Raw genomic sequence first — 25,025 nt, 5'->3', positions numbered from 1 at the left:
TCGCGGACCTGCGCGCATCTGCTGCAATCGGCGGCGGGTGTGATGGTGTTTGCCGAGCCGCGTTTCGCCACCGCGATCATCGAGGAGCGCGACCTCGCGGGGATGGCGGACTGCAACGACGAGCTCGACCGCATCGTCGACCAGATGCTGCTGCGCCGGCCCGACATAAAGCTGCTGTTCCTCGTCGGCTCCTGCCCGTCGGAGGTGATCAAGCTCGACCTGTCGCGCGCCGCGGCCCGGCTGTCGGTCAAGCATGGCGGGACGACCCGGATCCTCAATTATTCGGGCAGCGGGATCGAGACGACCTTCACCGAGGGGGAGGATGCCTGCCTCGCGGCACTGGTCCCCGGCCTCGCCGCCGACGCATCCCCCGCGCCGAGCCTGATGATCGTCGGCGCGCTGCCCGATGTCGTCGAGGACCAGTTCCTCCGGCTGTTCGACGCGCTCGGCATCGGCCCGGTCCACAGCCTGCCCGCACGGCGCGCGGGGGCGATGCCGCCGGTCGGGCCCAATACGCGCTTCCTGCTTGCCCAGCCGTTTCTCGGCGAGACGGCGCGCGCACTCGAGGATCGCGGCGCGACCCGACTCGACGCGCTGTTCCCGTTCGGCGCCGAGGGCACGACCGACTGGCTGCACGCCGCCGCCCAGGCGTTCGACGTCGACGCGATGCAGTTCCGGCGCACGATCGCGCCTGGCCGCGAACGCGCCAAGCGCGCGCTCGCGCATGCACGTCCGCTGCTCGAGGGACGGCGGATCAGCTTCCTCCCCGATTCCCAGCTCGAAATCCCGCTCGCGCGCTTTCTCGCGACCGAGCTCGGCATGATCCCGGTCGAGGTCGGCACGCCCTATCTTCACCGCCGCCACCTCGCGCGCGAACTCGCACTGCTCCCCGCCGCGACGCGGCTCAGCGAGGGGCAGGATGTCGATCGTCAGCTCGACCGCCTGCGTGCGGACCGCCCCGACCTCACCGTCTGCGGCCTCGGTCTTGCCAATCCGCTCGAGGCCGAGGGGCTGACGACGAAATGGGCGATCGAGCTCGTCTTCTCGCCCGTCCACGGCTTCGACCAGGCAGGCGACCTCGCCGACCTCTTCGCGCGACCGCTGCGGCGGCGCGACCTGCTGAGGGTGTGATGCAGCTGACCGTCTGGACCTATGAGGGACCACCCCATGTCGGCGCGATGCGGATCGCGACCGCGATGGAGGACGTGCATTATGTCCTCCACGCGCCGCAGGGCGACACCTATGCCGACCTGCTGTTCACGATGATCGAGCGGCGCGGCAAGCGCCCGCCGGTCACCTACACGACCTTCCAGGCGCGCGACCTCGGCAAGGATACCGCGGCCTTGTTCCAGACCGCGGCGCGCGATGCCTATGCGCGCTTCACGCCGGGCGCGATGCTGGTCGGCGCCTCGTGCACCGCCGAACTGATCCAGGACGATCCCGCCGGGCTGGTCGCGGCGATGGACCTGCCCTGCCCGGTCGTGGCGCTCGAACTCCCCAGCTATCAGCGCAAGGAGAATTGGGGCGCGGCGGAGACCTTCTACCAGCTCGTCCGGACCCTCGCGCCCAGCCCCGCGCCCAACCGGGCAAACGCGCGCCCGACCGCCAACATCCTCGGCCCGACCGCGCTCGGCTTCCGGCACCGCGACGATGTGATCGAAGTCCGCCGCATCCTCGATGCGCTGGGAATCGCCGTGAACGTCGTGGCGCCGCTCGGCGCGACCACCGCGGACATCGCCCGGTTGCCCGAGGCCGATTTCAACATCTGCCTCTATCCCGAGATCGCCGACACCGCTTGCCGCTGGCTCGCGCGCGAACACGGCCAGCCCGTCGTCACCACCGTGCCGATCGGCCACGGCGCGACGCGCGATTTCATCGCCGAACTGGCGGCGCTGACCGGGATCGATCCGACGGATGCATGCGACCTTGGCCACCTGCCCTGGTGGAGCCGCTCGGTCGACTCGACCTATCTGACGGGCAAGCGCGTCTTCATCTTCGGCGACGCCACCCACGCGATCGCCGCCGCCCGCGTCGCGCGCGACGAACTGGGGTTCGAGGTCGTCGGGCTCGGCTGCTACAACCGCGAATTCGCGCGCAACCTGCGCACCGCCGCGGCGCTCTACGGCGTCACGCCGCTGATCACCGACGATTATCTGGTCGTCGAGGAGGCGATCCAGGCGCTGCAGCCCGAACTGGTGCTCGGCACGCAGATGGAACGGCATATCGCCAAGCGGCTCCGAATACCGTGCGCAGTGATCTCTGCGCCCGTCCATGTCCAGGATTTCCCCGCACGCTATTCGCCGCAAATGGGGTTCGAGGGGGCAAACGTGCTGTTCGACACCTGGGTCCATCCGCTCGTGATGGGGCTGGAGGAGCATCTGCTGACGATGTTCCGCGACGATTTCGAGTTCAGCGACATAGCCGGCGCGAGCCATCTCGCGCCCCTCCCGGTGGCGCCCGAGCCCGCGCTGCAGGCGGTATCGCCCGAGGTCGCGCCCCGCCCCGTCCCTGACGCCAGCGCCCCGCGCGTCTGGTCCGCCGATGCCGAGAGCGAGCTGCTCAAGATCCCCTTCTTCGTCCGCGGGAAGGCGCGTCGCAACACCGAGCGATTCGCCGCCGAGCGCGACGTCGCGACGATCACGATCGACACGCTCTATGATGCGAAGGCCCATTATGCCCGATAGCGCCATCCGCCGCCCGGTCCCGCTGCATGTCGTGATCGTCACGCTCGACAACCATCTGTCGGGCGCCGCCGAACGCGCCGCCGCACGGTTCGCCGCGGACGATAGCGGGATCACGATCGGCTTCCACGCCGCGGCCGACTGGGATCGCGGCACCGGGTCGCTCGATCGCTGCATCGCCGATATCGGCCGCGCCGACATCGTCATCGCGACGATGCTGTTCCTCGACGACCATATCCGCGCGGTGCTCCCCGCGCTGACCGCGCGCCGCGAGGCCTGTGCCGCGATGGTCGGGCTGATGTCGGGCAGCGAGATCGTCCGGCTGACCAAGCTCGGCGACTATCGCATGGACAAGCCGGCCAGCGGTCCGCTCGCGCTGCTCAAGCGGCTGCGCGGATCGGCCAAGCCCGGCGCGTCGTCGGGCGCGGGACAGATGCGGATGCTGCGCCGGCTGCCCAAGATCCTGCGGTTCATCCCCGGCACCGCGCAGGACGTCCGCGCCTATTTCCTGACGCTGCAATATTGGCTGGCGGGCAGCGACGACAATGTCGTCGGCATGATCCAGGCGCTCGCCGGCCGCTATGCAGGCCACGCGGTCCGCGCCGCGGCGCCGCACGATTATCCCGAGGTCGGCGTCTATCACCCCGCGATCCCGGGCCGGATCGCCGACCGGGCGGACGCGCTGCCCGGGGTGGGGGGCTCGCGCGGCACGGTCGGGGTGCTGATGCTGCGCTCCTATCTGCTCGGCCGCGACACTGGTCATTATGACGGCGCGATCGCCGCATTCGAAGCGCGCGGGCTGCGCGTAATTCCCGCCTTTGCCAGCGGGCTCGACTCGCGCCCCGCGATCGAGCGCTTCTTCATGCGCGACGGCGTGCCGATCGTCGATGCGGTCGTCTCGCTCACCGGGTTCAGCCTGGTCGGCGGCCCCGCCTATAACGATGCCGAGGCGGCGGAAGCGATCCTCGCCACGCTCGACGTGCCCTATGTCGCGGCGCATCCGCTCGAATTCCAGTCGCTCCAGCAATGGGGCGCGGGCCGCCAGGGGCTGTTGCCGCTCGAGGCGACGATGATGGTCGCGATCCCCGAACTCGACGGCGCGGTCGTCCCGAGCGTGTTCGGCGGTCGCGCGGACGGATCGGGCGCGTGCAGCGGGTGCGCACGCCGCTGCACCTTCACCGAATTCGGGCTGACGCGCGAGATGCGCTCCTGTCCCGACCGCGCCGAGGCGCTGGCGGGCAAGGTCGCGCGGCTGGTCGACCTGCGCCGGTCCGAACGACGCGCGCGCAGGCTCGCGGTCGTGCTCTTCAACTTCCCGCCCAATGCCGGCGCGACGGGTACCGCGGCGCATCTCGCCGTCTGGGAATCGCTCCACGCCACGCTCACGGCGCTCGCGGCCGCGGGCTATGCGGTGGACGTCCCCGCCGACGTCGACGCGCTGCGCGAGGCGGTGCTCCACGGCAACGCCGCGCGCTACGGTGCCGATGCCAATGTCCATGCCCGCATCCCCGCCGACGATCATGTCCGCCGCGAGCCGCATCTGGCCGCGATCGAGGCGCAATGGGGCCCCGCCCCCGGCCGGCAGCAGAGCGACGGCGCGTCGATCCACGTCCTGGGCGCGCAGTTCGGGCAGGTGTTCGTCGGGATCCAGCCCGCCTTCGGCTATGAGGGCGACCCGATGCGGCTGCTGTTCGAGGATCGCTTCACCCCCACCCACGCGTTCAGCGCCTTCTACCGCTGGCTGCGCGAGGATTTCGCCGCCGATGCGGTCCTGCATTTCGGCACGCACGGCGCGCTCGAATTCATGCCGGGCAAGCAGGCGGGGTTGAGCGGCGACTGCTGGCCCGAACGGCTGATCGGCGATCTGCCCAACCTCTATCTCTATGCCGCGAACAATCCGTCCGAAGGGCTGATCGCCAAGCGCCGCTCGGGCGCGACGCTGATCAGCTATCTGACGCCGCCGCTCGCGGAAGCGGGGCTTTACAAGGGGATGACCGAGCTGAAGGCGCTGCTCGAGCGGTGGCGCTCGTCGCCGTCGGACGCGGAGCGCGACCTGCTCGATCCGATGATCGTCGCGTCGGCGGCTGCGCTCGATCTCGACGCGCGCAACCTCGATGCCCTGTCGGCCAATCTCTACGAAGTCGAACGCGAGCTCATTCCCTACGGGCTGCATGTGCTCGGCCAGCCGCTGCCCGAGGCGATGCGCGCGCAGATGATCGCCACGGGCGCCGATCCGTCGCTGTCGTCCGACAATCCCGAACTCGGCGCGCTGATCCATGCGCTCGATGCGGGGTTCGTCCGCCCGGCGCCGGGCGGCGACGTACTGCGCAACCCCAAGGCCTTGCCGACCGGGCGCAATATCCACGGCTTCGATCCGTTCCGGATCCCCGGGAGCTTCGCGATGGCGCAGGGCCTCGCACAGGCCGACGAGGTGATCGCACGCCACACCGCGAGCGGCGCGGCCTTCCCCGAGACGCTGGCTATGGTGCTCTGGGGGACGGACAATCTCAAATCGGAGGGGACACAGATCGCGCAGGTGCTGGCGCTGATCGGTGCACACCCGCGGTTCGACGGCTATGGCCGGCTCGCGGGTGCCGAATTGATCGCGCTCGACGATCTCGGTCGCCCGCGGATCGACGTGATCGTCACGCTGTCGGGCATCTTCCGCGACCTGCTGCCGCTCCAGACGCGGATGATCGCGGAGGCCGCATGGCTCGCCGCGACCGCGGACGAACCGCTCGACCGCAACGCGGTGCGCCGTCACGCGCTGGCCTACGCTGAGCGGACCGGCTGCGATCTCGAAACCGCGGCGCTGCGCGTCTTTTCCAATGCCGAGGGCGCCTATGGCGCGAACGTCAACCTGCTGATCGACGATGGCGCGTGGAGCGATCCCGACGAGATTGCCGAGGTGTTCGAACGGCAAAAGGGCTATGCCTATGGCCGCACCGGCACCCCCGCGCGCCAGGCCGATCTGTTCAAGGCCGCGCTCGCCGGGGTCGACCTCGCCTATCAGAATCTCGACTCGGTCGAGCTCGGCGTCACCGATATCGACCATTATGTCGATGCGCTCGGCGGGATCAGCCGCTCGATCACGCGCGCACGTGGCAGCGCGGCCCCGGTCTATATCGTCGATGCGACGCAGGGCGCGACCAAGGTCCGGACGCTGTCCGAACAGGTCGAACTCGAGACGCGCACCCGGATGCTCAATCCGCTCTGGTACGAAGCGATGCTCAAGCACGGCTTCGAAGGCGTCCGCAATATCGAGGCGCACGTCACCAACACGCTCGGCTGGTCGGCGACGACCGGGGACGTCAGCCCCTGGGTCTATCAGCGGATCAGCGAGACCTATGTGCTCGACGACGCGATGCGCGAACGGCTGGCGACGCTGAACCCGAAGGCGTCGGCGCGTGTCGCCAACCGCCTGATCGAAGCGAGCGACCGGCATTTCTGGTCACCCGACGCAGCAACGCTGGCCGCACTCCATGCGGCGAGCGACGACCTCGAGGATCGCCTCGAGGGTATCACCGCGGTCGCGGCATAAGGACGATATCATGGCCCTGCTCGATCCCCCTACCCGCCCCGTTGCATCCCGACCCGATGGCGCGGGCAGCGTCCAGGTCCGGCTCGATCCCGCCGACCGGATCGGCTCCGCGAAGGTGTTCGCGATCTATGGCAAGGGCGGGATCGGCAAGTCGACGACCTCGTCCAACCTGTCCGCGGCATTTTCGCTGCTCGGCAAACGCGTGCTGCAGATCGGCTGCGATCCCAAGCACGACAGCACCTTCACGCTGACCAAGAAGCTCATGCCGACGGTGATCGACGTGCTCGAGACCGTCGAGTTCCACGCCGAGGAACTCCGGCCCGAGGATTACATGTTCGAAGGCTATAACGGCGTGATGTGCGTCGAGGCAGGGGGGCCGCCCGCGGGCACCGGATGCGGCGGCTATGTCGTCGGCCAGACCGTCAAGCTGCTCAAACAGCATCATCTGCTCGAGGAGACCGATGTCGTGCTGTTCGACGTGCTCGGCGATGTCGTGTGCGGCGGGTTCGCCGCCCCGCTGCAGCATGCCGAGCGCGCGGTGGTGGTCGCGTCGAATGATTTCGACAGCATCTTCGCGATGAACCGCATCGCCGCCGCAATCCAGGCCAAGGCGAAGAATTACGAGGTGCGGATGGCGGGCGTCATCGCCAACCGGTCCGCCGCGACCGACGAGATTGATCGCTACAATGCCGCCACCGGGCTGAAGCGCCTCGCGCATTTTCCCGATCTCGATGCGATCCGGCGCAGCCGCCTCAAGAAATGCACGCTGTTCGAAATGGAGCAGACGCCCGAGGTCGCCGCCGCGTGCGATGAATATAAGCGCCTCGCTGCGTTGCTCTGGTCGGGCTGCGATGCGCTCGACGCGATGCCGATGAAGGATCGCGACATCTTCGAATTTCTGGGGTTCGAATGATGGCCAGCCTGGTTCCCTCCACCGGCTATGCCGCGCGGCGCAACCGGCTCGAAACCTATTTCGACCGCACCGCATCGCAGACCTGGGCGCGGCTGACGTCCGATGCGCCCGTCAGCGGCATTCGCGCCACGGTCCGCGCCGGCCGCAACCGGATGCGCGAGACATTGCTGTCCTGGCTGCCCGCGGACATGACCGGACTGCGGCTGCTCGATGCGGGCTGCGGCACGGGCGCGCTGGCGGTCGAGGCGGCGCGGCGCGGTGCTTCGGTGGTCGCGATCGATCTCGCCGCCAGCTTGGTCGAGGTAGCGCGCGACCGGTCGCCGGCCGGGCTCGCGATCGACTGGCGTGTCGGCGACATGCGCGACGCTGCGCTCGGCATGTTCGATCATGTCGTCGCGATGGATTCGCTGATCCATTACCGCAGCACCGACCTCGTCGAGCTGGTGGAGACGCTGACCCGACGCACGCGCGGTTCGATGCTGTTCACCTTCGCGCCGTCGACCCGGCCGCTGGTCGTAATGCACGCGATCGGCACGCTCTTTCCCCGCGCCGACCGTGCGCCGGCGATCGAGCCCGTCCGCGAACGCGTCCTGCGCGGGCAGCTGCACGCGAGCGTCGGTCATGCGCGGATCGGTCGCGACGCGCGCGTCGCCAGCGGTTTCTACACCAGCCACGCGCTGGAGATGGTCGCCGCATGAACCGGCTGGTCGCCTTAAAGACCGGCGCATTCTGGGCGCGGCTCGGCACCCGGTTCCTGCCGTTCGCAGACGCGGCGACCGACGACCTGCCGCTCGGCCGTCTGCTGCGGCTGTCGCTGTTCCAGCTGTCGGTCGGGATGACCGCGGTGCTGCTGACGGGCACGCTCAACCGGGTCATGATCGTCGAGCTCGGCATGTCGACCAGCCTCGTCGCGGCGATGGTCTCGCTCCCGCTGCTGTTCGCGCCGTTGCGCGCGCTGATCGGGTTCCGCTCGGATCACCATGCCTCGCTGCTCGGGTGGAAGCGCGTGCCCTATCTGTGGTTCGGCACGCTCTTGCAGTTCGGCGGCCTGGCGATCCTGCCCTTCGCGCTGCTGGTCATGACCGGCGGCGGCACGGGCCCCGCGATCTTCGGGCAGATCGGCGCGGCGCTCGGCTTCCTGATGGTCGGCGCGGGGATGCACACCACGCAGACCGCGGGGCTGGCGCTCGCAACCGATCTCGCCCCCGACGATGCGCGGCCGCGTGTCGTTGCGCTGCTCTACGTCATGCTGGTCCTCGGCATGATGGTCAGCGCGATCGTGATCGGCCGGCTGCTTGCCGATTTTACCCCGACCAAGCTGGTCCAGCTGATCCAGGGCGCAGCGGTGCTGACCGTCGTCCTCAATCTGGTCGCGATGTGGAAACAGGAAGCGCGGGGGCCTCGCCCGGTCGTGCCCCGGCCCGATCGCCCGAACTTCGGCGCGATCTGGGCGATCTTCATCGCCCGCCCGCGCACGCTGCGGCTGCTCGTCGCGGTCGGGCTGGGCGCCGCGGCGTTCAGCATGCAGGACGTGCTGCTCGAACCCTATGGCGGACAGGTGCTCGGCATGACGGTCGGTGCGACCACCGCGCTGACCGCGCTCTGGGCGCTCGGCATGCTGGGCGGGTTCGCGCTCGCCGCCAGACGGCTTGGTGAGGGCGACGATCCGCATCAGCTGGCGGGCTTTGGCGGCGTGCTCGGCGTCACCGCGTTCCTGTGCGTGATCTTCGCCGGCGCGCTGTCGTCGGTCGCGTTGCTCGGCACCGGCGCGGCGCTGATCGGCTTTGGCGGCGGACTGTTCTCGGTGGGTACGCTGACTGCCGCCATGGCGATCGCCGACGCGGGGCCACTCGACGGACGCACCGGGCTCGCGCTGGGGGCCTGGGGCGCGGTGCAGGCAAGCAGCGCCGGCGTCGCGATCGCACTCGGCGCAGTCCTGCGCGACCTCGTCTCGGCGTCAGCGATGGCGGGGGCGTACGGCCCGACGCTGGCAACCCGGGTCACCGGCTATGCCGCGGTCTACGGCGTCGAAATCCTCCTGTTGCTCGGCACGCTCGTCGCGCTCGGCCCGCTCGTGCGCGGTCGGGGCGCCACCGTCGACGCGGTCGGCGAGCGGCCGGTGCCGCGTTTCGGTCTCAGCGAATTTCCGGTCTGAAGGGACGATCATGAACCCGCATCTGACATCCGGCATCGACGTCGCGCTCCTGGTCCTCTGGGCGTTCGCCTTGTTCTTCCTCGTGCTCGTCTTCTACCTGCGCCGCGAGGACCGTCGCGAGGGCTATCCGCTCGAGGACGAACTGACCGGCCGGCTCGATACGGTCGGTGGCCCGCTGCATACCGCCTCGACCAAGTCGTTCCTGCTGCCCTTCGGTCGCGGCCGCGTCACCGCGCCGACCCAGGGGCGCGAGCCCGTCGACATCGCCGCGCGGCGCACCGACCGGTTTGCGGGCGCGCCCTATGCGCCGACCGGCAACCCGCTCGTCGACGGCATCGGCCCCGCCGCCTGGGCCGAGCGCGCGCGGCATCCCGATCTCGACATGGAGGGGCATCCGCGGATCGTCCCGCTTAGCGTGGCGTCGGACTATGCGGTCGCGGTCGGCGATCCCGACCTGCTCGGCTGGCCGATGTTGGGCGCGGATGGCGTGGTCGCGGGGACGATCGACGATCTGTGGATCGACCGCGCCGACCGGCTGATCCGCTACATGCAGGTATCGGTCGGTGGCCGCGCGGTGCTCGCACCGATGATGATGGCCAAGGTCGATCGTCGCCGCCGCCGCGTCGTCATCGACGCGCTGCTCGCCAGCCAATTCGCCGACGTCCCGCCGATCGAGGCCGCCGACCGGATCACGCTGTACGAGGAGGAGCGCGTCCAGGCCTATTTCGGCGGCGGCTATCTCTATGCCACGCCCGCACGTCAGGAGCCGCTGCTGTGACCGAGCATGACGTCGAACCGATCCCCGGCCTTCCCGGGGTGCCACCGCCGGGTGAGCGGATCCTGTGGCAGGGATCACCCGACTGGCGGGTGCTCGCGCGCACCGCCTTCCACACCCGGCTGGTCGCGGCCTATTTCGCGGCGCTGACCCTGTGGGCGTTGGCGGAGGCCGGACGGCAGGGGATCGACGGTCCGCGGGACCTCGTCGGAGCGGCGATGACCGCGATCGTCGGGCTGCTGGGGGTCGCGCTGCTCCACCTGCTCGCCTGGGGCGCGGCGCGGACGACGCTCTATACGCTGACCACGCGCCGCGTGGTGCTGCGGATCGGCATGGCGCTGCCCAAATGCATCAACCTGCCGCTCGCGCTGATCGGCGCGGTCGATCTCGCGGAGCGCGCCGACGGGACCGGCGACATGCCGCTGACGGTCACCGGCCGCTACAAGCTCGGCTATCTCGCCTTGTGGCCGCACGCCCGGCCCTGGCGGATCGTCACGCCCCGGCCGATGCTCCGCGCCGTGCCCGAGGCGGCGACCGTCGCCGCGCTGATCGCCCGGACCTGCCTGACGGTGCACCCGGCAGGGCAGTTGGCGGCTTCCGAGACAACCCAAAATGCTCCTGTCGACAGCGTCTTCGCCAAGGCGCAGGCGGCATGAGCGGCACGCACCGCCATCCGGACCTCGTCCCGCGCACCACGCTCATCGGCGCCGGCGCGTTGCTCGCCTTCACGCTCGCGGCGACCAGCATCGTCCGGATCGCGAACATTGCCCCGGCGGCCTCGCCCGTCCTGATGCGCGAACAGGCCAAGATCGCCCCCGTCGCGTCGCGCGACCTGCGCTTCGTCGACCGCGCCGATGGCTCGGTGGTGATTGGCAATGCGCGCGGCGGGACCGTGGCGGTGATCGCGGCGGGGCAGAAGACGGGATTCGTCCGCGGCGTGATGCGCGGGCTGGCGCGCGACCGGCGCGCGCGCGGAATCGACAACCGCCCCCCCTTCACGCTGACGCTCTGGCGCGACGGCGAATTGTCGCTGACCGACACCGCGACGGGCCGGACGATCGAGCTCAGCGCCTTCGGCCCGACCAACCGCGCGACCTTTGCCGCGCTGCTCCCCGCACAGGCGCCCGGGACATGACGCTATTGCGGTCCACCCGGTTCGACACGCCCTGCCGCGTCGAGATCGAGCATAGCGACGCGTTCCTCTGCGCGCATGTCGTGCTCGCGGGCGATGTCGCGATCGGGCCCGGCGACCGGGTCCGGGTGCACGGCGCACCGATCCGGGTCGGTTTCGGCGAGCGCTGCGTGGTCGATCGGATCGCGACGGTCGAACGCGCGGGTCTGGCCGGGCGGCTCTGGACGCAGTTCGCCGGCCATTTCGCGATGACGGAATTATACGAGGTCAGCTTTTCGGATCGGACGATAGCATGAACAGGATCACCACCCTCGCCCCCGCGCCGCTCGCCGCCGCCCCCGCCGCGTCGCCTGCGCCCTTGCTCGATACACTCGCGATCGCCCGCGCAGACACCGTCCTGTCGCCCCGCTTCTATACCACCGATTTCGCGGCGATGGACCGGATCGACGTCTCGGCGGTGCGCGGCGAATGGGATGCGCTGATCGGCGAGATGGCGAGCGATCCCAACCGCCTCCACTTCAAGCGCACCGCCGCATTCGACGGCGTGATCGAAAGCCTCCCCGACGGCCTCCGCGAAGAATTCACCGATTTCCTCGTCAGTTCGCTGACCGCCGAATTCTCCGGCTGCATCCTCTATGCCGAGATCGCCAAGCGTGTGACCAACCCCGACGTCAAACAGCTGTTCAAGTTGATGAGCCGCGACGAGAGCCGCCATGCCGGCTTCATCAACGACACGCTCAAGGATGCAGGCATCGGCGTCGATCTCGGCTTCCTCACGCGGACGAAGAAATACACCTATTTCCGGCCGAAATTTATCTTCTACGCGACCTATCTCAGCGAGAAGATCGGCTATTCGCGCTACATCACCATCTACCGGCACCTCGCCCGGCATCCCGAGCTGCGCTTCCACCCGATCTTCGACTGGTTCGAACTTTGGTGCAATGACGAGTTCCGCCACGGCGATGCCTTTGCGATCCTGATGCGCACCGATCCGAAGCTGCTGCGCGGCGTCAACCAATGGTGGATCCGCTTCTTCCTCGTCGCGGTCTATGCGACGATGTACGTGCGCGATCACAACCGGCCCGCCTTCCACAAGGCGCTGGGGATCGACCCGACCGACTATGACATGCGCGTCTTTTCGATCTGTTCGGCGATCACGCGGCAGGTGTTCCCGGTCGTACTCGACACCGACAGCCCGCGCTTCCGCGCCGGGCTCGAGCGGATGCGGCGGATCGCGGGGGCGATCGACGCGGCCAAGGCGCGCGGCGGCGTGGTCGGGCAGATCCAGCGGCTCGGCCTGACTGCCGCCGCCGCTGTCAGCTTCGTCTGGCTGTATCTCACGCCGGTCAAGCGCAACACCGCGCCCGCGACGGTGCGGCTGGTCCCGGCGTGGTGAGCGTTCCCCCGCTACTTTTCGCGCTGCTGATGTGGTTTATCGGGACTGCCGCGGTGGTCTGGCTCGACAGCCGCCCCGCGGCGACGTTCCGCACCAGCCTGACGCTGGCCGGGCTGGTCGCGATCGCCGCGGTCGCGCTGGTCGGGTCGATCGCCGACGATGCGAGCGCCGGCGCCGCCTATACCGGGTTCGCGGCGGCGATCCTGATCTGGGGCTGGCACGAAATGAGCTTTCTCATGGGGGCGGTCGCGGGTCCGCGTCGCACCGAATGTCCGCCCGACGCGACCGGCTGGCCCCGCTTCCGCGCCGCGACCGCCACCGTGATCCATCACGAGCTCGCGATCGCCGCGACCGCGATCCTGCTCTTCGCGGTCAGCTGGGGCGGGCCGAACCAGGCCGCGCCGCTCACCTTCCTGCTGCTGTTCGTGTTGCGGCTGTCGGCCAAGTTCAACCTGTACCTGGGCGTGCCCAATCTCAGCGACGAGGTGTTTCCCGCGCATCTGGCTTATCTCAAAAGCTATTTCCGCAAGCGCCGGCTGAACGCGCTGTTCCCGGTCTCGATCCTGGCCAGTGGCGCAACCGCCGCCTGGGCCTGGACGGTTGCGGAAGCCGCCCCCGCCGGCAGCGGCGCTGCGGCCGCGGGTGCGCTGCTCGCGGGGCTGGCGGTTCTCGGGCTCGTCGAGCATCTGTTTCTGGTCCTGCCGATGCGCGATGCGCGCCTCTGGCGCTGGGCCGCTTCCTCCACACGAGCGGCACAGGCCGCCATCACCGACGGACGGGGACGATCGCATGGACTATGAGGCATTTTTCGAAGGCGAACTCGCGGCGCTCCGCGACGATGGGCGCTACCGGGTGTTTGCCGAGCTCGAGCGCACTGCCGGCGCCTTTCCCGCCGCCGAACAGGTCATCCGCCGGACCCGGCGACCGGTGACGGTGTGGTGCTCGAACGATTATCTCGGCATGGGCCAGCACCCCGCGGTGCTCGAGGCGATGCATGCGACGATCGACCGGTGCGGCGCGGGCGCGGGCGGGACGCGCAACATCTCGGGGACGACCCACAGCCATGTGCTGCTCGAGGCCGAACTGGCCGATCTCCACGGGAAAGAGGCGGCGTTGCTCTTCACCTCGGGCTATGTCTCGAACTGGGCTGCGCTCGGCACGCTCGGCGCGCGGCTGCCCGGCTGCGTGATCCTGTCCGACGCGCTCAACCATGCGTCGATGATCGAGGGCATCCGCCACAGCCGCGCCGAGGTGCAGGTCTTCACGCACAACGACCCTGCGGATCTCGATCGCCGGCTGTCGCAAATCGATCCGTCGCGGCCCAAGATCGTTGCCTTTGAAAGCGTCTATTCGATGGATGGCGACATCGCGCCGATCGCCGAACTGCTCGACGTCTGCGAGGCGCATGGCGCATTGTCCTATCTCGACGAGGTGCACGGGGTCGGTCTCTATGGTCCGCGCGGCGGCGGCGTTGCCGAGCGCGAGGGGCTGATGGACCGGGTCACGGTGATCGAGGGGACGCTCGGCAAGGCCTTTGGCGTGATGGGCGGCTATATCGCCGCGTCGGCGGCGCTGTGCGATTTCGTCCGCAGCTTCGCCAGTGGCTTCATCTTCACCACCGCCCTCCCCCCCGCGCTCGCCGCGGGCGCGACCGCGAGCATCCGCCACCTCAAGGTGAGCCAGGTCGAGCGTGCGCGGCACCGCGATCGCGTCGCGACCGTCCGCCGCCGGCTCGACGCCGCCGGGATTCCCACGGTCGACAATCGAAGCCATATCATCCCGGTAATGGTCGGCGATGCGCACAAGTGCAAACGGATCAGCGACTGGCTGCTCGAACATCACGGCATCTATGTCCAGCCGATCAATTACCCGACCGTCCCCGTCGGCACGGAACGGCTCAGGCTGACGCCGTCGCCGGTGCATAGCGATGCCGATATCGACACGCTGGTGACCGCGCTCAGCGAGATATGGTCGCAATGCGCGCTGGCGCGGCGGGCGATGGCGGCCTGACCGGGTGCCGTCGGCGTCTAAAAGGCGCCGACGGCTCTGGACCGCCGCCGCCGGGCGTCACGCCGCCAGGTGTTTGTGCATCCGCCAGCGCCCAAGCGCGACAAGCGCGATCACCACGGGCACCGCCGCCGCCGTGGCGACGTCATGATGGACGCCTGGAATGGCCGTCAGCAGATAGCCGATGAGCGACACCAGATAATAGCTGATCGCGACGACGGAGAGGCCCTCGACCGTCTGTTGCAGCCGCAGCTGCACCGTCGCGCGACGGTCCATCGACAAGAGGAGGTCGCGATTCTGCTTGCTGAGCGCGATGTCGATCCGCGTCCGCAGCAGCTCGCTCGTCCAGGCCGCGCGCTGCGACAGATCCTCGAGCCGGGCCGAGAAGGAATCGCAGGTCCGGACCGCCGGCACCAGCCGCCGTTCGGTAAAATCGCCCAGTGTCTGATAGCCGCGCACCCCGCCGATCCGCAGGCTGGCAAGACGGTCGGTGCTCAACTGCGCATAGGCGCGCGTCGCGCTCATCCGATAGCGTGTCTCGGCGACGAGCCGGGCGAGCCGGGCGGACAGGTAGGTCAGCTCGTCGAGCAGCCGGTCGTCTTCGGATGTCCGTTCGGAGACCGCCTGGGTCAGATGCGCCAGACGCGATTCCAGATCCGTGACGCTCGGCGTCAGCCGCTGCGCCAGCGGCAGGCCGAGCAGCGCCATGTTCCGGTAATTGCCCAGTTCCTGAAGCCGCATGACGAGCTGCGCCGGTTCGTCCCGCTCGAGGCCTCGGTCGAGCACGAGCAGCCGGCCATAGCCGTCGGGGTTGAGCCGGAAATCCGACACGATCCGCGCTGCCCCGTCCGCGACATCGCACAGGATCGTCGCTTCCGATGCAAACCAGCGTTCGAGATCGTCAGGTGTCGGATCGCCCGCCGCGCGCGGCACCAGCGCGATCTGCGTTGCCCGGATGATCGCACCGGGCAGGTCCTTGAATATGGCCGACAGCGCGGGCTCGAACGGGCCGGGATCGAACAGCGACGGCGCGTATCGCGACGGCGTGCCGGCGGCGGCCCCGGCCCTGGCTTCTGCCCCAGCCTCAGTCTCGCCCGCACCGCCGCGCAACAGCGTATAGGTCGCGAATTCCGTATGGCGCTCCCACACCAGTGTCACCGGCCCCAGGCCCAGCACGCCATATTTCCCCGCCACGGGGACGATCTCGCGGCCCTGCTCGGCCAGCGCCGCGATATGCGCGCGGGCTGCGTCCGCTGCAGCCTCCTCGATCACGGTCACGATCTGCACCAGCCGGCACGGCGCGGCAAAGCGCGGCAGTCGCCGAAGGTGCATCTCCTCGGCTAGCGCCGCGCGCAACGGGTGATTGTGCATCGTCAGGCCCGCCCGGCCGATAGCGGTGAGATCCGCGCCCCCGGCGGCGCGGACCGCATCACTTTGCGTCCGTCATCGCCGCCGGCCGGGCAAAGGCGGCTGGCACCGCGACGCCGGCGCCCGGTCCACCCTCGGGCACCGCGCGGGCGATCGACGCGCCCCTCAGGATCGGCGCCTGGTCGATCATGCTGACCCCGCCCAGCGGCTTGTTGATGCCCTGGTGACAGGTGGTGCAGTTCACCTTGTAGGGATCGCCATGCGGCCCCTTGCGACTGGCCGGGAAGATCGGTTGCAGCGGTGTGATGTAGGTCTGGTTGATGTCGCGGACCATGCGGATACCGTAATAGGCCGTGCCCCGCTGCGCACTGCTGAGGTTCCACGAACGGAACGACTGGCTGTTGTGGCAATAGGTGCAATTGACCCCCAGCGCGCCGCTGACATGCATCATCAGCCCATAGGATTTCTCCGCCGCCTTGATCGAGACGATGTGGTTGGCGTTCGGGAACGCGCTGCTGCTGGCGACCCGGATCTGCGCCCGGCCGCCGAGATATTCGGCAAACGGATCATAGGGCAGCGACGCATAGCCGACATTCGGGTTCGGCGCGTTCTGGCCATGCCGGTTGCCCAGCACCTTGCCGGGCTCGGGCGTCCCCTCGGCGATCGCCCATTTATACGCGGGCACCGCATTGCCGCGATGGCAGGTGTAACAGGTCACCCCGGTCTGCTTGACATGGCTCGCCCAGCGACCGTTGATCGCCTGAGTCATCTGCAGCATCCGGCGCGCGACGATCTTGGTGTATTTCTCGTCCGACGCCATGTTTTCCGGATTGTGGCAGTAATTGCACCCCTGTTCGGGCGGCGCGACCCACTGGGTCATCTCGGCCATCAGATGGTCGAACCGTTCGCGGCCCAGCCCGGCGAGCACCTTCACATTCTCATAGCTCTCGCCCGCCGTGGGACCGCCCTCGGGCGGCAACGGATAGGGCGCTTCGGGTATCGCACTGGCCGCCGCGATCAGCTTGGGGTTGATGATCTGGTTCAGTCCGGCGCCGCGATAGCCCGTCTGCGTGGCTGTCTTGGGGCCGATCTCGCACCCCCCGAGCAGGACGAGCGCCACGCCGAGTACCATTGTCTTGGTGGGCGCCTTGGTGGGCGTCTTGGTGGGTAATGCGGTCATCGTACACCTCCCGGGAGCAAGGCGGGATCGACGACGCCGGTGTCCGGATAACCCGGCGCATAGCCGTGCAGCACCGCCCAGAGATACCAGTTGTCGACCACGGTCCCGGTCAGCAGGATCCCGATCGCGCCCGTCAGCGGGGTGAGCACCGCGAACCACCAAGCCCAGCGATGAATCGACTCGGCGGTTGCGTTGAACCCCATCGTCCAGCGCCAGAACAGCGCGCCGCGCTCGAACGCGGTGCCGCGGTCGGTGATCTGCTCGATCTCGCGTTCGCCGCCATAGCGGCCGATCGCCAGCACCGTCGCGCCGTGCATCGCGAACAGCATCGTCGAGCCATAGAGGAACGCGATCGAGAGGCAGTGGAACGGGTTGTAGAACAGATTGCCGTAACGGATCGAAAAGGCGGCGGTCCAATCGAGATGCGGGAAGATGCCGAACGGCACCGCCTCCGCCCAGCTGCCCATCAGCATCGGCCGGATGAAGCCGAGTGTCAGGATCAGCAGGATCCCCGCCGCGAACGCCCAGGCGACATGCGTCCCCATGCCGAGCGCGCGCGCGCGTAGGTACGTCCGCACGAACCACAGGATCAGCGACGCGCTCATGAAGAAGCCCGCCATCTGCCACCAGCCGCCTTCGGCAAGCGGCATCAGCAGCTTGAACCCCCATTGCGGGCCGGGCGGCTCGAGCGCGAGCCAGGGCAGCTGGCGCGCGAACTGGACCGGATCCCAGTTGACGCTGGCGGCCATGTTCAGCCCGATGATCTCGAACGACAGGAACGCACAGATCAGCGAGGCGAGGCCCAGCCTGCCGAGATAGATCGGACCGATCTGGGCCGCACCGAGCTTGCCCATCCAGTAATTATAGGTCCCCGTGCCGACCCGTGGGAAGCTGCCCGGGGGAAGTCGCGGTCCCGCCTCGAGCGGACCGCGCAGCTGCACCTGGGTGAACATGTTCTGATAGCGCGCCATCGCCATACCCCCTTCAGGACCAGATCGGCAGGTTGAGCCACCACGTCCACCATTCGGGCCAGCCGCGCGTCCAGAGCGGCCCCGAGATGATGATGCAGATCGCGCTCCAGAACCCCGCTGACAGCGCAAGGAACAGGCCCAGCCGGTGGATGCCGAGCGTCCCGATCGAATAACCGATCGTGTCGCGGAAGAACGCGTCCTCATATTCCGGCGACTTGACCGGTTCGCCCTCCGCCGGGTTGACCGCGGACAGCACGAGCGCGCCGTGGAACGCCAGCGCGCCCCCGGTCGTGAAGAAGAAGCTCACCGCGAGCATGTGCGCGGGATTGTAGTGGAAGTGGAGATATTGGTAGCCGGTGTTCGACACCCAATCGAGATGGCTGAAGATCCCGTACGGAAAGCCGAAGCCCCATGCGCCGAGCAGCCATGGTCGGACGACGACCAGCGAGACATAGGCGAAGATCGCGAAGCCATAGGCAAAGGGCACGTGATAGCCCATGCCGAGCTTGTTGCAGATCTCGACCTCGCGCAGCGCCCAGGACACGAAGGCCACGATCGCGCAGATCGTGATGACCTGCCAGAACCCGCCCTCGCGCAGCGGCGCCAGCCCCAGGCCATAGGCGATGTCGGGCGGCGCGATGCTGATCAGCCAGGGATTCCAGCTCGGCCCGAGCGAGGCGGCGTAGAAGATCAGCAACGTGCCGAGCAACGCGGAGATCGCGGTCGTGACGCCGAAGAAGCCGACGTAAAAGGGCCCGACCCAGAAGTCGAACAGGTCGCCGCCAAGCAGCGTCCCGCCGCGCACCCGGTATTTTCGCTCGAAGCTCAACAGCGCCATGGCACGTCTCCGTTTCCCCGTTTCGTCACGGCATCCCGTCACGCCGTCCCATCACCCGTGCCGATCGGCCGGGGTCGGGACTGCGGTGGAGCCAGGGGGTATGGGAGGACGGGTTCGGTCTGCCCCCGTCCTCCGCAACCGCCGATCGTCGCATCAACTGCCCGCGGGCGCGGTGACGGCGGGCGCTTTGTGCGGGCCATCGAGCCAGTTGAAGCGATCGGTGCTGAGCAGGATGAAGTGGATCAGCAATGCCAGCACCAGTAGGAACGTGAACAGAGCGACGAGCGAACGCCGCGGATCGAAGATCAGCCAGATTCTCCACATGACGTGGTTCCTCTCATTGGTTTGCGATTAGGGCGTGCGGCTCAAAACCAGGGGCGCCAGTTCCAGACCAGGAAATGCGCGATGACCGCGACGACGGTGAAGATCAGGAAGCTGGTGATGAACAGCTTGTGAAATTCCTTGGCCTCTTCGGGCGTGAGGTAGGTGCCAAGCCCCATCCTCTCGTCCTTGTCTCTCAGGTCGCTCATGATGACGTCTCCGTTGTTCCCGAGGAGAAGGGGAGCGTGAAACGCGCTCCCTGGATCCAGGCGGACCGGATGCCCGCGAGGAAGGAGTCACCCGCATCGGCACCGCTCGGGCCGGACGGGAAAGGCAGTGCCGGGGTCATCGCCCGCGGCTTTCGGTGATCGCGTGCGCGAGGCGGTCCGTGCTGATCGACGCTTCGCCCGCGCGGCGCGCGCCGCGTTCGGCCGCGTCGCGGATGCGCTTGGCGGCGGAGATCCGCACCAGCACCGGTTCGCGCTCGATCACCGCGTCGAGCGCGGCCTTGGCATCGTCGTCCCAGGCCACGTCGCGCTCGATCCGCGCCGGCGTCGCCTCGACCTGATCGAGCTGCCCCGCGAGCGGAAGGATGTGGAAAAGCGCGTCGAACAGCGCGTTGCACACTTCCTGGATCAGATAGGTCGCGCCGGCATAGCCCATGAACGGCGTACCGGTGTGCCGGCGGATCACCGCGCCGGGGAAGCTCGCCGGGATGTAGACACCCCGCGCGCCGGCCTCGGCCATGTACATCCGCTCGTTGAAGCTGCCGAAGACGATCAGCGGCGGATTGCTCCGGATCGCCTCGATCACCGCCTGGTTGTCGGGCTTCACCCCCGCCGAGCGCGCGAACGCGAAGTGACAAGGCAGTCCCATGTCGGTTTCTAGGAAGTTGCGAATACCCCGTGCGTAGGTTTCGGTCGCGACGATGCCGAAGCTCGCGGTGCCGAAGAAATCCTGCGTGACCGAGCGCCAGAGATCCCAGAGCGGCTTGATCGTCGTGTGCTTCTCGCGCGCGATGAACGGTTCGGGATCGAGCCCGAGCAGCTCGCCGAGTTTGCGCAGGAACAGCGTCGTGCTCTCCAGCCCGATCGGCGCCTGCAGATAGGGCCGTTCGAGCACCTCGCACAGTCCGCGTCCGAACTCGCGGTACAGGCAGACATTGACCTGCGCGTCGGCGAGCTTGCGGACATCGGCGAGATGGCTGCCGAGCGGGAAGACCATGCCCACAGTCGCGCCGATCCCCTCGATCAGGCGGCGGATCTCGGCGAGATCGGAGGGCATGTTGAAGCTGCCGTACATCGGCCCGATGATGTTGACCCTGGGGCGCTCGCCGGGCTTGGGCGGACGCGGCGCGGGGACTTTCTTCGGGCCGAACTGCGTCCACAGCCAGGTCAGCGCGCGGTCGCCCGACTGCCACTGATCCTCGTCGATCGTGCGCGGCAGGAAGCGCTGGATGTTGGTGCCCTCGGGCGTGACGCCGCCGCCGATCATCTCGGCGATCGACCCTGTCACCACCACCGCGGGCAGGTCCGGGTCGAGCGTCGCCCAGGCGCGCTTCATCGCGCCTTCGGTGCCGTCGCGCCCGAGCTCCTGTTCGCCAAGGCCCGTGACGACGATCGGCAGTTCGTGCGGCGGCAGCGCGTCTGTATAATGGAGCACCGAGGTGACCGGGAGATTCTCGCACCCCACCGGCCCGTCGATGATCACCTGCAATCCCTTGATCGCGGTGAAGGCATAGACCGCCCCCCAATAGCCGCCCGCGCGGTCATGATCGAGGATGAGGGTCATACCCCGACGCTTTCTTCGGCCTTCGCCGCAGCGATGCGTTTGGCGGCGTATTTCGCCTTGAATTCGGGCCGGTCGACCGGCGTGTCTTCCCACACACCTGCGGTCGCGCCCGTGCCGACACCGTCGAAGAACGCGGTCATCCGGTCGAACCGCGCCTGGTTGGCAAGCGCCGCGTTGACGACCAGCGCAAGGCTCCCCGCCCCCGCCGGCCCCATCAGCGGCCGCGCCGAGATAAGGTTGGTGAAATACAGCGCCGGGATCGCCTTCTGCTTGGCGTGCTGCACCACCGGCGTGGTGCCGATCGCGAGATCGGGGCCGAACGCGTCGACCGCGGCAAGATCCTGTTCGAGGCTGGCGCGATACTGGACCTGCACGCCGCGGCTCACCAGCCAGTCGCGATCGGGTTCGGACCAGGGCGTGCGCGGGCAGGCGGTGCCGACATAGGGCACGTCCGCGCCGCTTTCGATCAGCAGCCGCGCGACGAGCAGTTCGGAGCCTTCATAGCCCGACACGGTGATCCGCCCGGCGATCGGCCGCGCGGCGAGTGCGCCCTGGATCGCGGGGAGGAAGCGGTTCTTCGCGGCATCGACCTTGTCCTGCGCGATCCCGCACGCCGCGCCGATCGCGTCGAGCCACGCCGCGGTGCCGTCCGCGCCGACCGGCGCCGAGCCGACCACCGTCCGCCCCGCTGCCTCAAATTCGCGCACGCTGGCGGTGTAGAAGGGGTGTATTGCGGCCACCACCGCGCAATCGAGCGCCGCATAGAGCTCGCGCCATTCGCGGATCGGGACGACCGGGCCGGCCGCAAGCCCCAGCGGTTCGAGCAATAGCCCGATTCCTGGCGGGTCAGCGGGGAACATCTCGCCAAGGAGAGTCACGCTCGGCCGGTCCGGTCGTTGCTTTGGCGCGGCGACGGGGCCGCTCTCGGCCTCCTTGCGCGCATAGGCGAGCATCGCCCCCGCCAGCACGTCCTTCGCCTCGGCATGCGTCGGCACGCCGAAACCGGGAACGTCGATCCCGATGATCCGCACGCCATTGATCTGGTCGGGGAGCAATTGCAGCGGCACGCCCGACGCGGTCGGCACGCAGAGATTGGTCACGATGATCGTGTCGTACAAAGCCGGATCGGCGAGCTGGTGGACCGCGTCGCGGATGTCCTCGAACAATTTGCCGGTCACCAGCGTCTCGGACGAGAAGGGCACATAGCCGACGCTGCGTTTCGCACCGTAGAAATGCGAGGTGAAGGTCAGGCCGTAGACGCAGCACGCCGAACCCGAGAGGACGGTCGCGGTGCGGCGCATGCGAAGGCCAACGCGGAGCGATCCGAAGGCTGGGCACATGGATTGCGGCTGGTCGTGCGGGCCTTTTGGGTAGTCGGCGTCGTAGCGCGCGAGGATGTCGGATTTTCCGGCCAGTTCCGCGGCTTCGCGGAGGGTTGGCGCGCTACTGCACTTGAGCCCCTCCCCTTCAAGGGAGGGGTTGGGGTGGGGCAGTTCAGCAGACACGCCGCCGGAAGCAGGCACGGCCCCACCCCCAACCCAGTGAGGCGGTTCTTGGCCCTGTCCGGGGGACAGGGCTGCCGCCTCACTCCTGAAGGGGAGGGGCTTCGAAGCAGAAGAAGGAAGTCCCAGCTCAGACGGCATCGTACACGACCTCGAGCGTCGGCTTGGCCACATAGGCCACCCCGCGCATGTCCGCCTGGCTCGCAGGCTTCAGCGCATAATCCGCGCCCGTCACATCCGCCGAGAACAGCCCGAGCAACCCGTCCTGGTCGAGCGGTGTCGGACGCAGCGGCGGGGCTTCGGCGACATTGACCGCAAGCTCCTCGAACAGGCTCGCCCATTGCCCGCCGGGCTTGCCGATGATCTGGTAGTTCGCGCTCTTCTTGCGGATGTCCTCGTTCGCGGGGATCGCGGTCAGCACCGGGATGCCGACCGCGGCGGCGAACGCCTGCGCCTCGCCCGTGCCGTCGTCCTTGTTGAGGATCATCCCCGCGACGCCGACATTGCCGCCCATCTTGCGGAAATATTCGACCGCCTTGCAGACGTTGTTCGCGACATAGAGCGACTGCAGGTCGTTCGACGCGACGACGATCACCTTCTGGCACATGTCGCGCGCGATCGGCAGGCCGAAGCCGCCGCACACCACGTCGCCCAGGAAGTCGAGCAGGACATAGTCGAAGCCCCATTCGTGGAACCCGAGTTTCTCGAGCGTCTCGAACCCGTGGATGATCCCGCGCCCGCCGCAGCCGCGCCCGACCTCCGGGCCGCCCAGTTCCATCGCGAACACCCCGTCGCGCTGGAAGCAGACGTCCTCGATCCCGATCTCCTCGCCCGCGAGCTTCTTGCGCGAGCTGGTCTCGATGATCGTCGGGGTCGACTTGCCGCCGAACAGCAGTGAGGTGGTATCGCTCTTGGGATCGCAGCCGATCAGCAGCACGCGCTTGCCCTGCTGCGCCATCATGTAGCTGAGGTTCGCCAGCGCGAACGACTTGCCGCTGCCGCCCTTGCCGTAGATCGCGATGATCTGCGTGTCCTTGGTGACCGGGCCGGTCGGGACCGGATCCGGCTCCTGTTCGGCCTCGCCGCGCAGGGGTCCGGGATCGAACATGCTCATAGCGCTCTCCAGTCGAGGACCATCTTGACGCAATCGGGGTCGGTGAAGGCCTGCGGATAGGCGTCCATCGCCTCGCCGGCCGGTCTGGTGTGGCTGATCAGGCCGTCGAGCTCGAGCAGCCCGGTCTCGATCAGCGCGAGCACCGCGGCGATGTCCGCAGGGGTGAATTCGGCCGCGACCCGCATCCGCGCCTCGCGCAGGAATGCCGGCGGGAAGGCGAAGTACAGCCGATCGTAGAAGCCGGCCAGCACCACCTCGCCGCCCTTGCCGAGCCGCGCGAAGGCGAGGTCGAGGATATCGGCGGTCCCGCTCGCGTCGCAGATCGTGCGATAGTCGCAGCGCTCGTCGTCGGCCGGGTCGATCACGCGGTAGCCGGACCCGATCCGACGCGCCGGCTGGACCTCCCACACCGTCGGCGCACCCGCCCCCGAGGCGACCGCGATCCGCGCGATCAGCTGTCCTAATATGCCGTGACCGACGATCAGGTCGGGCGCGCCGCCGACCGCGATCGCGTGGTGCGCGGTGGCGGCGAGTGCGAGCAGCACGCCGTTGCGCCCGAGAGTCGCGTCGATCGGCACCGCGCGCGCACCGGGCAGGATCACGCGCCGGGCTGCCCCTCCGAACAAGCCGCGCGCCTGGCGATAGCAATTGGCGCCGGGGACGAAGACATATTCGCCGATCCGCGCGCGCGCATCGACACCGGCATCGACGATCCGCCCGACCGATTCATATCCCGGGACCAGCGGATAGCCCATACCGGGAAATTCGGGCATCCGACCGCTCCACAGCAGCCGTTCGGTGCCGGTGCTGATCCCGCTCCAGTCGATCTCGACGCACAGATCGGCATCGCCCATCGGCGTGAGCGACAGCGTGCGGAGCGCAAGCCTTTCCGGCGCTTCCAGTATGACCGCCAGTGCGTCCATACGTCCGTTGCCCACCGCTCCGTCCTCCATCAGATCATGGCCGTAATCTGCTCTAGACAGATAAGGTTGTCAACTTGATTGGACACATTATCGTGTCGCGGTGATCACACAGGCGATGAGCGGCAGCGCGGTGCGCCGGGTGCGGACCTGGCCGAAGCCCGCGGCGTGCAGCATCGCGCGGATCTCCGCGACACTGCGCGGTCGCCCGGTGCCCATGGCGAGCAGGTAGAAGCCGAAATACGCATCGCCGGACCGCTCCGCACCGGGCGTCTGCGCCATCGGTTCGGCGATCAGCAAAGTCCCGCCGGGGGGCAGCGCGGCATGGATACGACGCAGCAACGTCAGCGCCACCGCGTCGTCATGATCATGCAGGACGCGCACCAGCGTGATCAGATCATAGCCCTCGGGGAGCGGATC

24 protein-coding genes are annotated in these 25,025 nt (G+C 68.5%); 13 read left to right on the top strand and 11 right to left on the bottom strand.

Annotation, left to right across the window (positions count from 1 at the left end; translation table 11 throughout):
- The 13 genes from sphsw_RS06125 to hemA all read left to right on the top strand — a co-directional run.
- Positions 1-1,131: ferredoxin:protochlorophyllide reductase (ATP-dependent) subunit N (locus sphsw_RS06125; protein WP_042466655.1), on the top strand; the 1,131-nt coding region annotated here is incomplete at its 5' end.
- Positions 1,131-2,684: a ferredoxin:protochlorophyllide reductase (ATP-dependent) subunit B gene (bchB, locus tag sphsw_RS06120; protein WP_031439828.1), complete on the top strand. Its 1,554-nt coding sequence runs from the start codon at positions 1,131-1,133 to the stop codon at positions 2,682-2,684. The genes sphsw_RS06125 and bchB, both read left to right, overlap by 1 nt.
- The gene (locus tag sphsw_RS06115; RefSeq protein WP_031439827.1) at positions 2,674-6,222 is read left to right on the top strand and encodes a magnesium chelatase subunit H; all 3,549 of its coding nucleotides are present in this window, start codon (positions 2,674-2,676) and stop codon (positions 6,220-6,222) included. The genes bchB and sphsw_RS06115 overlap by 11 nt, the downstream gene beginning before the upstream one ends.
- A 10-nt stretch (positions 6,223-6,232) precedes the next feature.
- A complete protein-coding gene (gene bchL, locus sphsw_RS06110; RefSeq protein ID WP_031439826.1) occupies positions 6,233-7,135 on the top strand; it encodes a ferredoxin:protochlorophyllide reductase (ATP-dependent) iron-sulfur ATP-binding protein in 903 nt (300 codons plus the stop codon).
- Positions 7,135-7,833, top strand: coding sequence for a magnesium protoporphyrin IX methyltransferase (bchM, locus tag sphsw_RS06105; protein WP_042466654.1), 699 nt, complete (start codon positions 7,135-7,137; stop codon positions 7,831-7,833). The genes bchL and bchM overlap by 1 nt, the downstream gene beginning before the upstream one ends.
- A complete protein-coding gene (locus sphsw_RS06100) occupies positions 7,830-9,290 on the top strand; it encodes a BCD family MFS transporter (RefSeq protein WP_031439824.1) in 1,461 nt (486 codons plus the stop codon). The genes bchM and sphsw_RS06100 overlap by 4 nt, the downstream gene beginning before the upstream one ends.
- A gap of 10 nt (positions 9,291-9,300) precedes the next feature.
- Positions 9,301-10,068, top strand: a complete 768-nt coding sequence (gene puhA, locus sphsw_RS06095) for a photosynthetic reaction center subunit H (RefSeq protein WP_031439823.1) — start codon at positions 9,301-9,303, stop codon at positions 10,066-10,068.
- Entirely contained in the window at positions 10,065-10,721 is a 657-nt protein-coding gene (puhB, locus tag sphsw_RS06090) for a photosynthetic complex putative assembly protein PuhB (protein ID WP_031439822.1), read from the top strand. Before puhA ends, puhB begins: the two co-directional genes overlap by 4 nt.
- A complete protein-coding gene (gene puhC, locus sphsw_RS06085; protein WP_031439821.1) occupies positions 10,718-11,200 on the top strand; it encodes a photosynthetic complex assembly protein PuhC in 483 nt (160 codons plus the stop codon). Before puhB ends, puhC begins: the two co-directional genes overlap by 4 nt.
- The gene (locus tag sphsw_RS06080; protein WP_031439820.1) at positions 11,197-11,493 is read left to right on the top strand and encodes a hypothetical protein; all 297 of its coding nucleotides are present in this window, start codon (positions 11,197-11,199) and stop codon (positions 11,491-11,493) included. Before puhC ends, sphsw_RS06080 begins: the two co-directional genes overlap by 4 nt.
- Positions 11,490-12,593, top strand: a complete 1,104-nt coding sequence (acsF, locus tag sphsw_RS06075) for a magnesium-protoporphyrin IX monomethyl ester (oxidative) cyclase (protein WP_031439819.1) — start codon at positions 11,490-11,492, stop codon at positions 12,591-12,593. Before sphsw_RS06080 ends, acsF begins: the two co-directional genes overlap by 4 nt.
- A gap of 29 nt (positions 12,594-12,622) precedes the next feature.
- Positions 12,623-13,393: a putative photosynthetic complex assembly protein PuhE gene (puhE, locus tag sphsw_RS06070; RefSeq protein ID WP_235188303.1), complete on the top strand. Its 771-nt coding sequence runs from the start codon at positions 12,623-12,625 to the stop codon at positions 13,391-13,393.
- A complete protein-coding gene (gene hemA / locus sphsw_RS06065; RefSeq protein WP_031439817.1) occupies positions 13,383-14,603 on the top strand; it encodes a 5-aminolevulinate synthase in 1,221 nt (406 codons plus the stop codon). The genes puhE and hemA overlap by 11 nt, the downstream gene beginning before the upstream one ends.
- Positions 14,604-14,660: 57 nt before the next feature.
- Here hemA and sphsw_RS06060 read toward each other — a convergent pair whose 3' ends face one another.
- The 11 genes from sphsw_RS06060 to sphsw_RS06020 form a co-directional block, all read right to left on the bottom strand.
- The gene (locus tag sphsw_RS06060) at positions 14,661-15,971 is read right to left on the bottom strand and encodes a DUF3422 family protein (RefSeq protein WP_042466652.1); all 1,311 of its coding nucleotides are present in this window, start codon (positions 15,969-15,971) and stop codon (positions 14,661-14,663) included.
- A 58-nt stretch (positions 15,972-16,029) separates the two neighbouring features.
- On the bottom strand, positions 16,030-17,148 hold the full coding sequence (gene pufC, locus sphsw_RS06055) for a photosynthetic reaction center cytochrome PufC (RefSeq protein ID WP_042466651.1): 1,119 nt from the start codon (positions 17,146-17,148) through the stop codon (positions 16,030-16,032).
- The gene (gene pufM / locus sphsw_RS06050) at positions 17,145-18,119 is read right to left on the bottom strand and encodes a photosynthetic reaction center subunit M (protein ID WP_031439814.1); all 975 of its coding nucleotides are present in this window, start codon (positions 18,117-18,119) and stop codon (positions 17,145-17,147) included. Before pufM ends, pufC begins: the two co-directional genes overlap by 4 nt.
- A 13-nt stretch (positions 18,120-18,132) precedes the next feature.
- Entirely contained in the window at positions 18,133-18,957 is an 825-nt protein-coding gene (pufL, locus tag sphsw_RS06045; protein WP_031439813.1) for a photosynthetic reaction center subunit L, read from the bottom strand.
- Between the two features lie 153 nt (positions 18,958-19,110).
- A complete protein-coding gene (gene pufA, locus sphsw_RS18735) occupies positions 19,111-19,281 on the bottom strand; it encodes a light-harvesting antenna LH1, alpha subunit (RefSeq protein ID WP_081874173.1) in 171 nt (56 codons plus the stop codon).
- 41 nt (positions 19,282-19,322) lie between these two features.
- The gene (pufB, locus tag sphsw_RS18730) at positions 19,323-19,487 is read right to left on the bottom strand and encodes a light-harvesting antenna LH1, beta subunit (RefSeq protein ID WP_081874172.1); all 165 of its coding nucleotides are present in this window, start codon (positions 19,485-19,487) and stop codon (positions 19,323-19,325) included.
- A gap of 136 nt (positions 19,488-19,623) precedes the next feature.
- Entirely contained in the window at positions 19,624-21,069 is a 1,446-nt protein-coding gene (bchZ, locus tag sphsw_RS06040; RefSeq protein ID WP_031439812.1) for a chlorophyllide a reductase subunit Z, read from the bottom strand.
- On the bottom strand, positions 21,066-22,574 hold the full coding sequence (gene bchY / locus sphsw_RS06035; protein ID WP_443024373.1) for a chlorophyllide a reductase subunit Y: 1,509 nt from the start codon (positions 22,572-22,574) through the stop codon (positions 21,066-21,068). The genes bchZ and bchY overlap by 4 nt, the downstream gene beginning before the upstream one ends.
- 127 nt (positions 22,575-22,701) lie before the next feature.
- Complete coding sequence (locus tag sphsw_RS06030) at positions 22,702-23,685, bottom strand: chlorophyllide a reductase iron protein subunit X (protein WP_031439810.1); 984 nt, start codon at positions 23,683-23,685, stop codon at positions 22,702-22,704.
- Positions 23,682-24,608 (bottom strand): chlorophyll synthesis pathway protein BchC, encoded by a 927-nt coding sequence (gene bchC, locus sphsw_RS06025; protein WP_031439809.1) that lies wholly within the window; start codon positions 24,606-24,608, stop codon positions 23,682-23,684. The genes sphsw_RS06030 and bchC overlap by 4 nt, the downstream gene beginning before the upstream one ends.
- 87 nt (positions 24,609-24,695) lie before the next feature.
- On the bottom strand, positions 24,696-25,025 hold a 330-nt coding region (locus sphsw_RS06020; protein ID WP_031439808.1), incomplete at its 5' end, for a methyltransferase.

This window comes from Sphingomonas sp. FUKUSWIS1 (assembly GCF_000733135.1).
Classification (GTDB): Bacteria; Pseudomonadota; Alphaproteobacteria; order Sphingomonadales; family Sphingomonadaceae; genus Sphingomonas; species Sphingomonas aerolata.
This window is presented reverse-complemented; position numbering and strand designations above follow the sequence as displayed.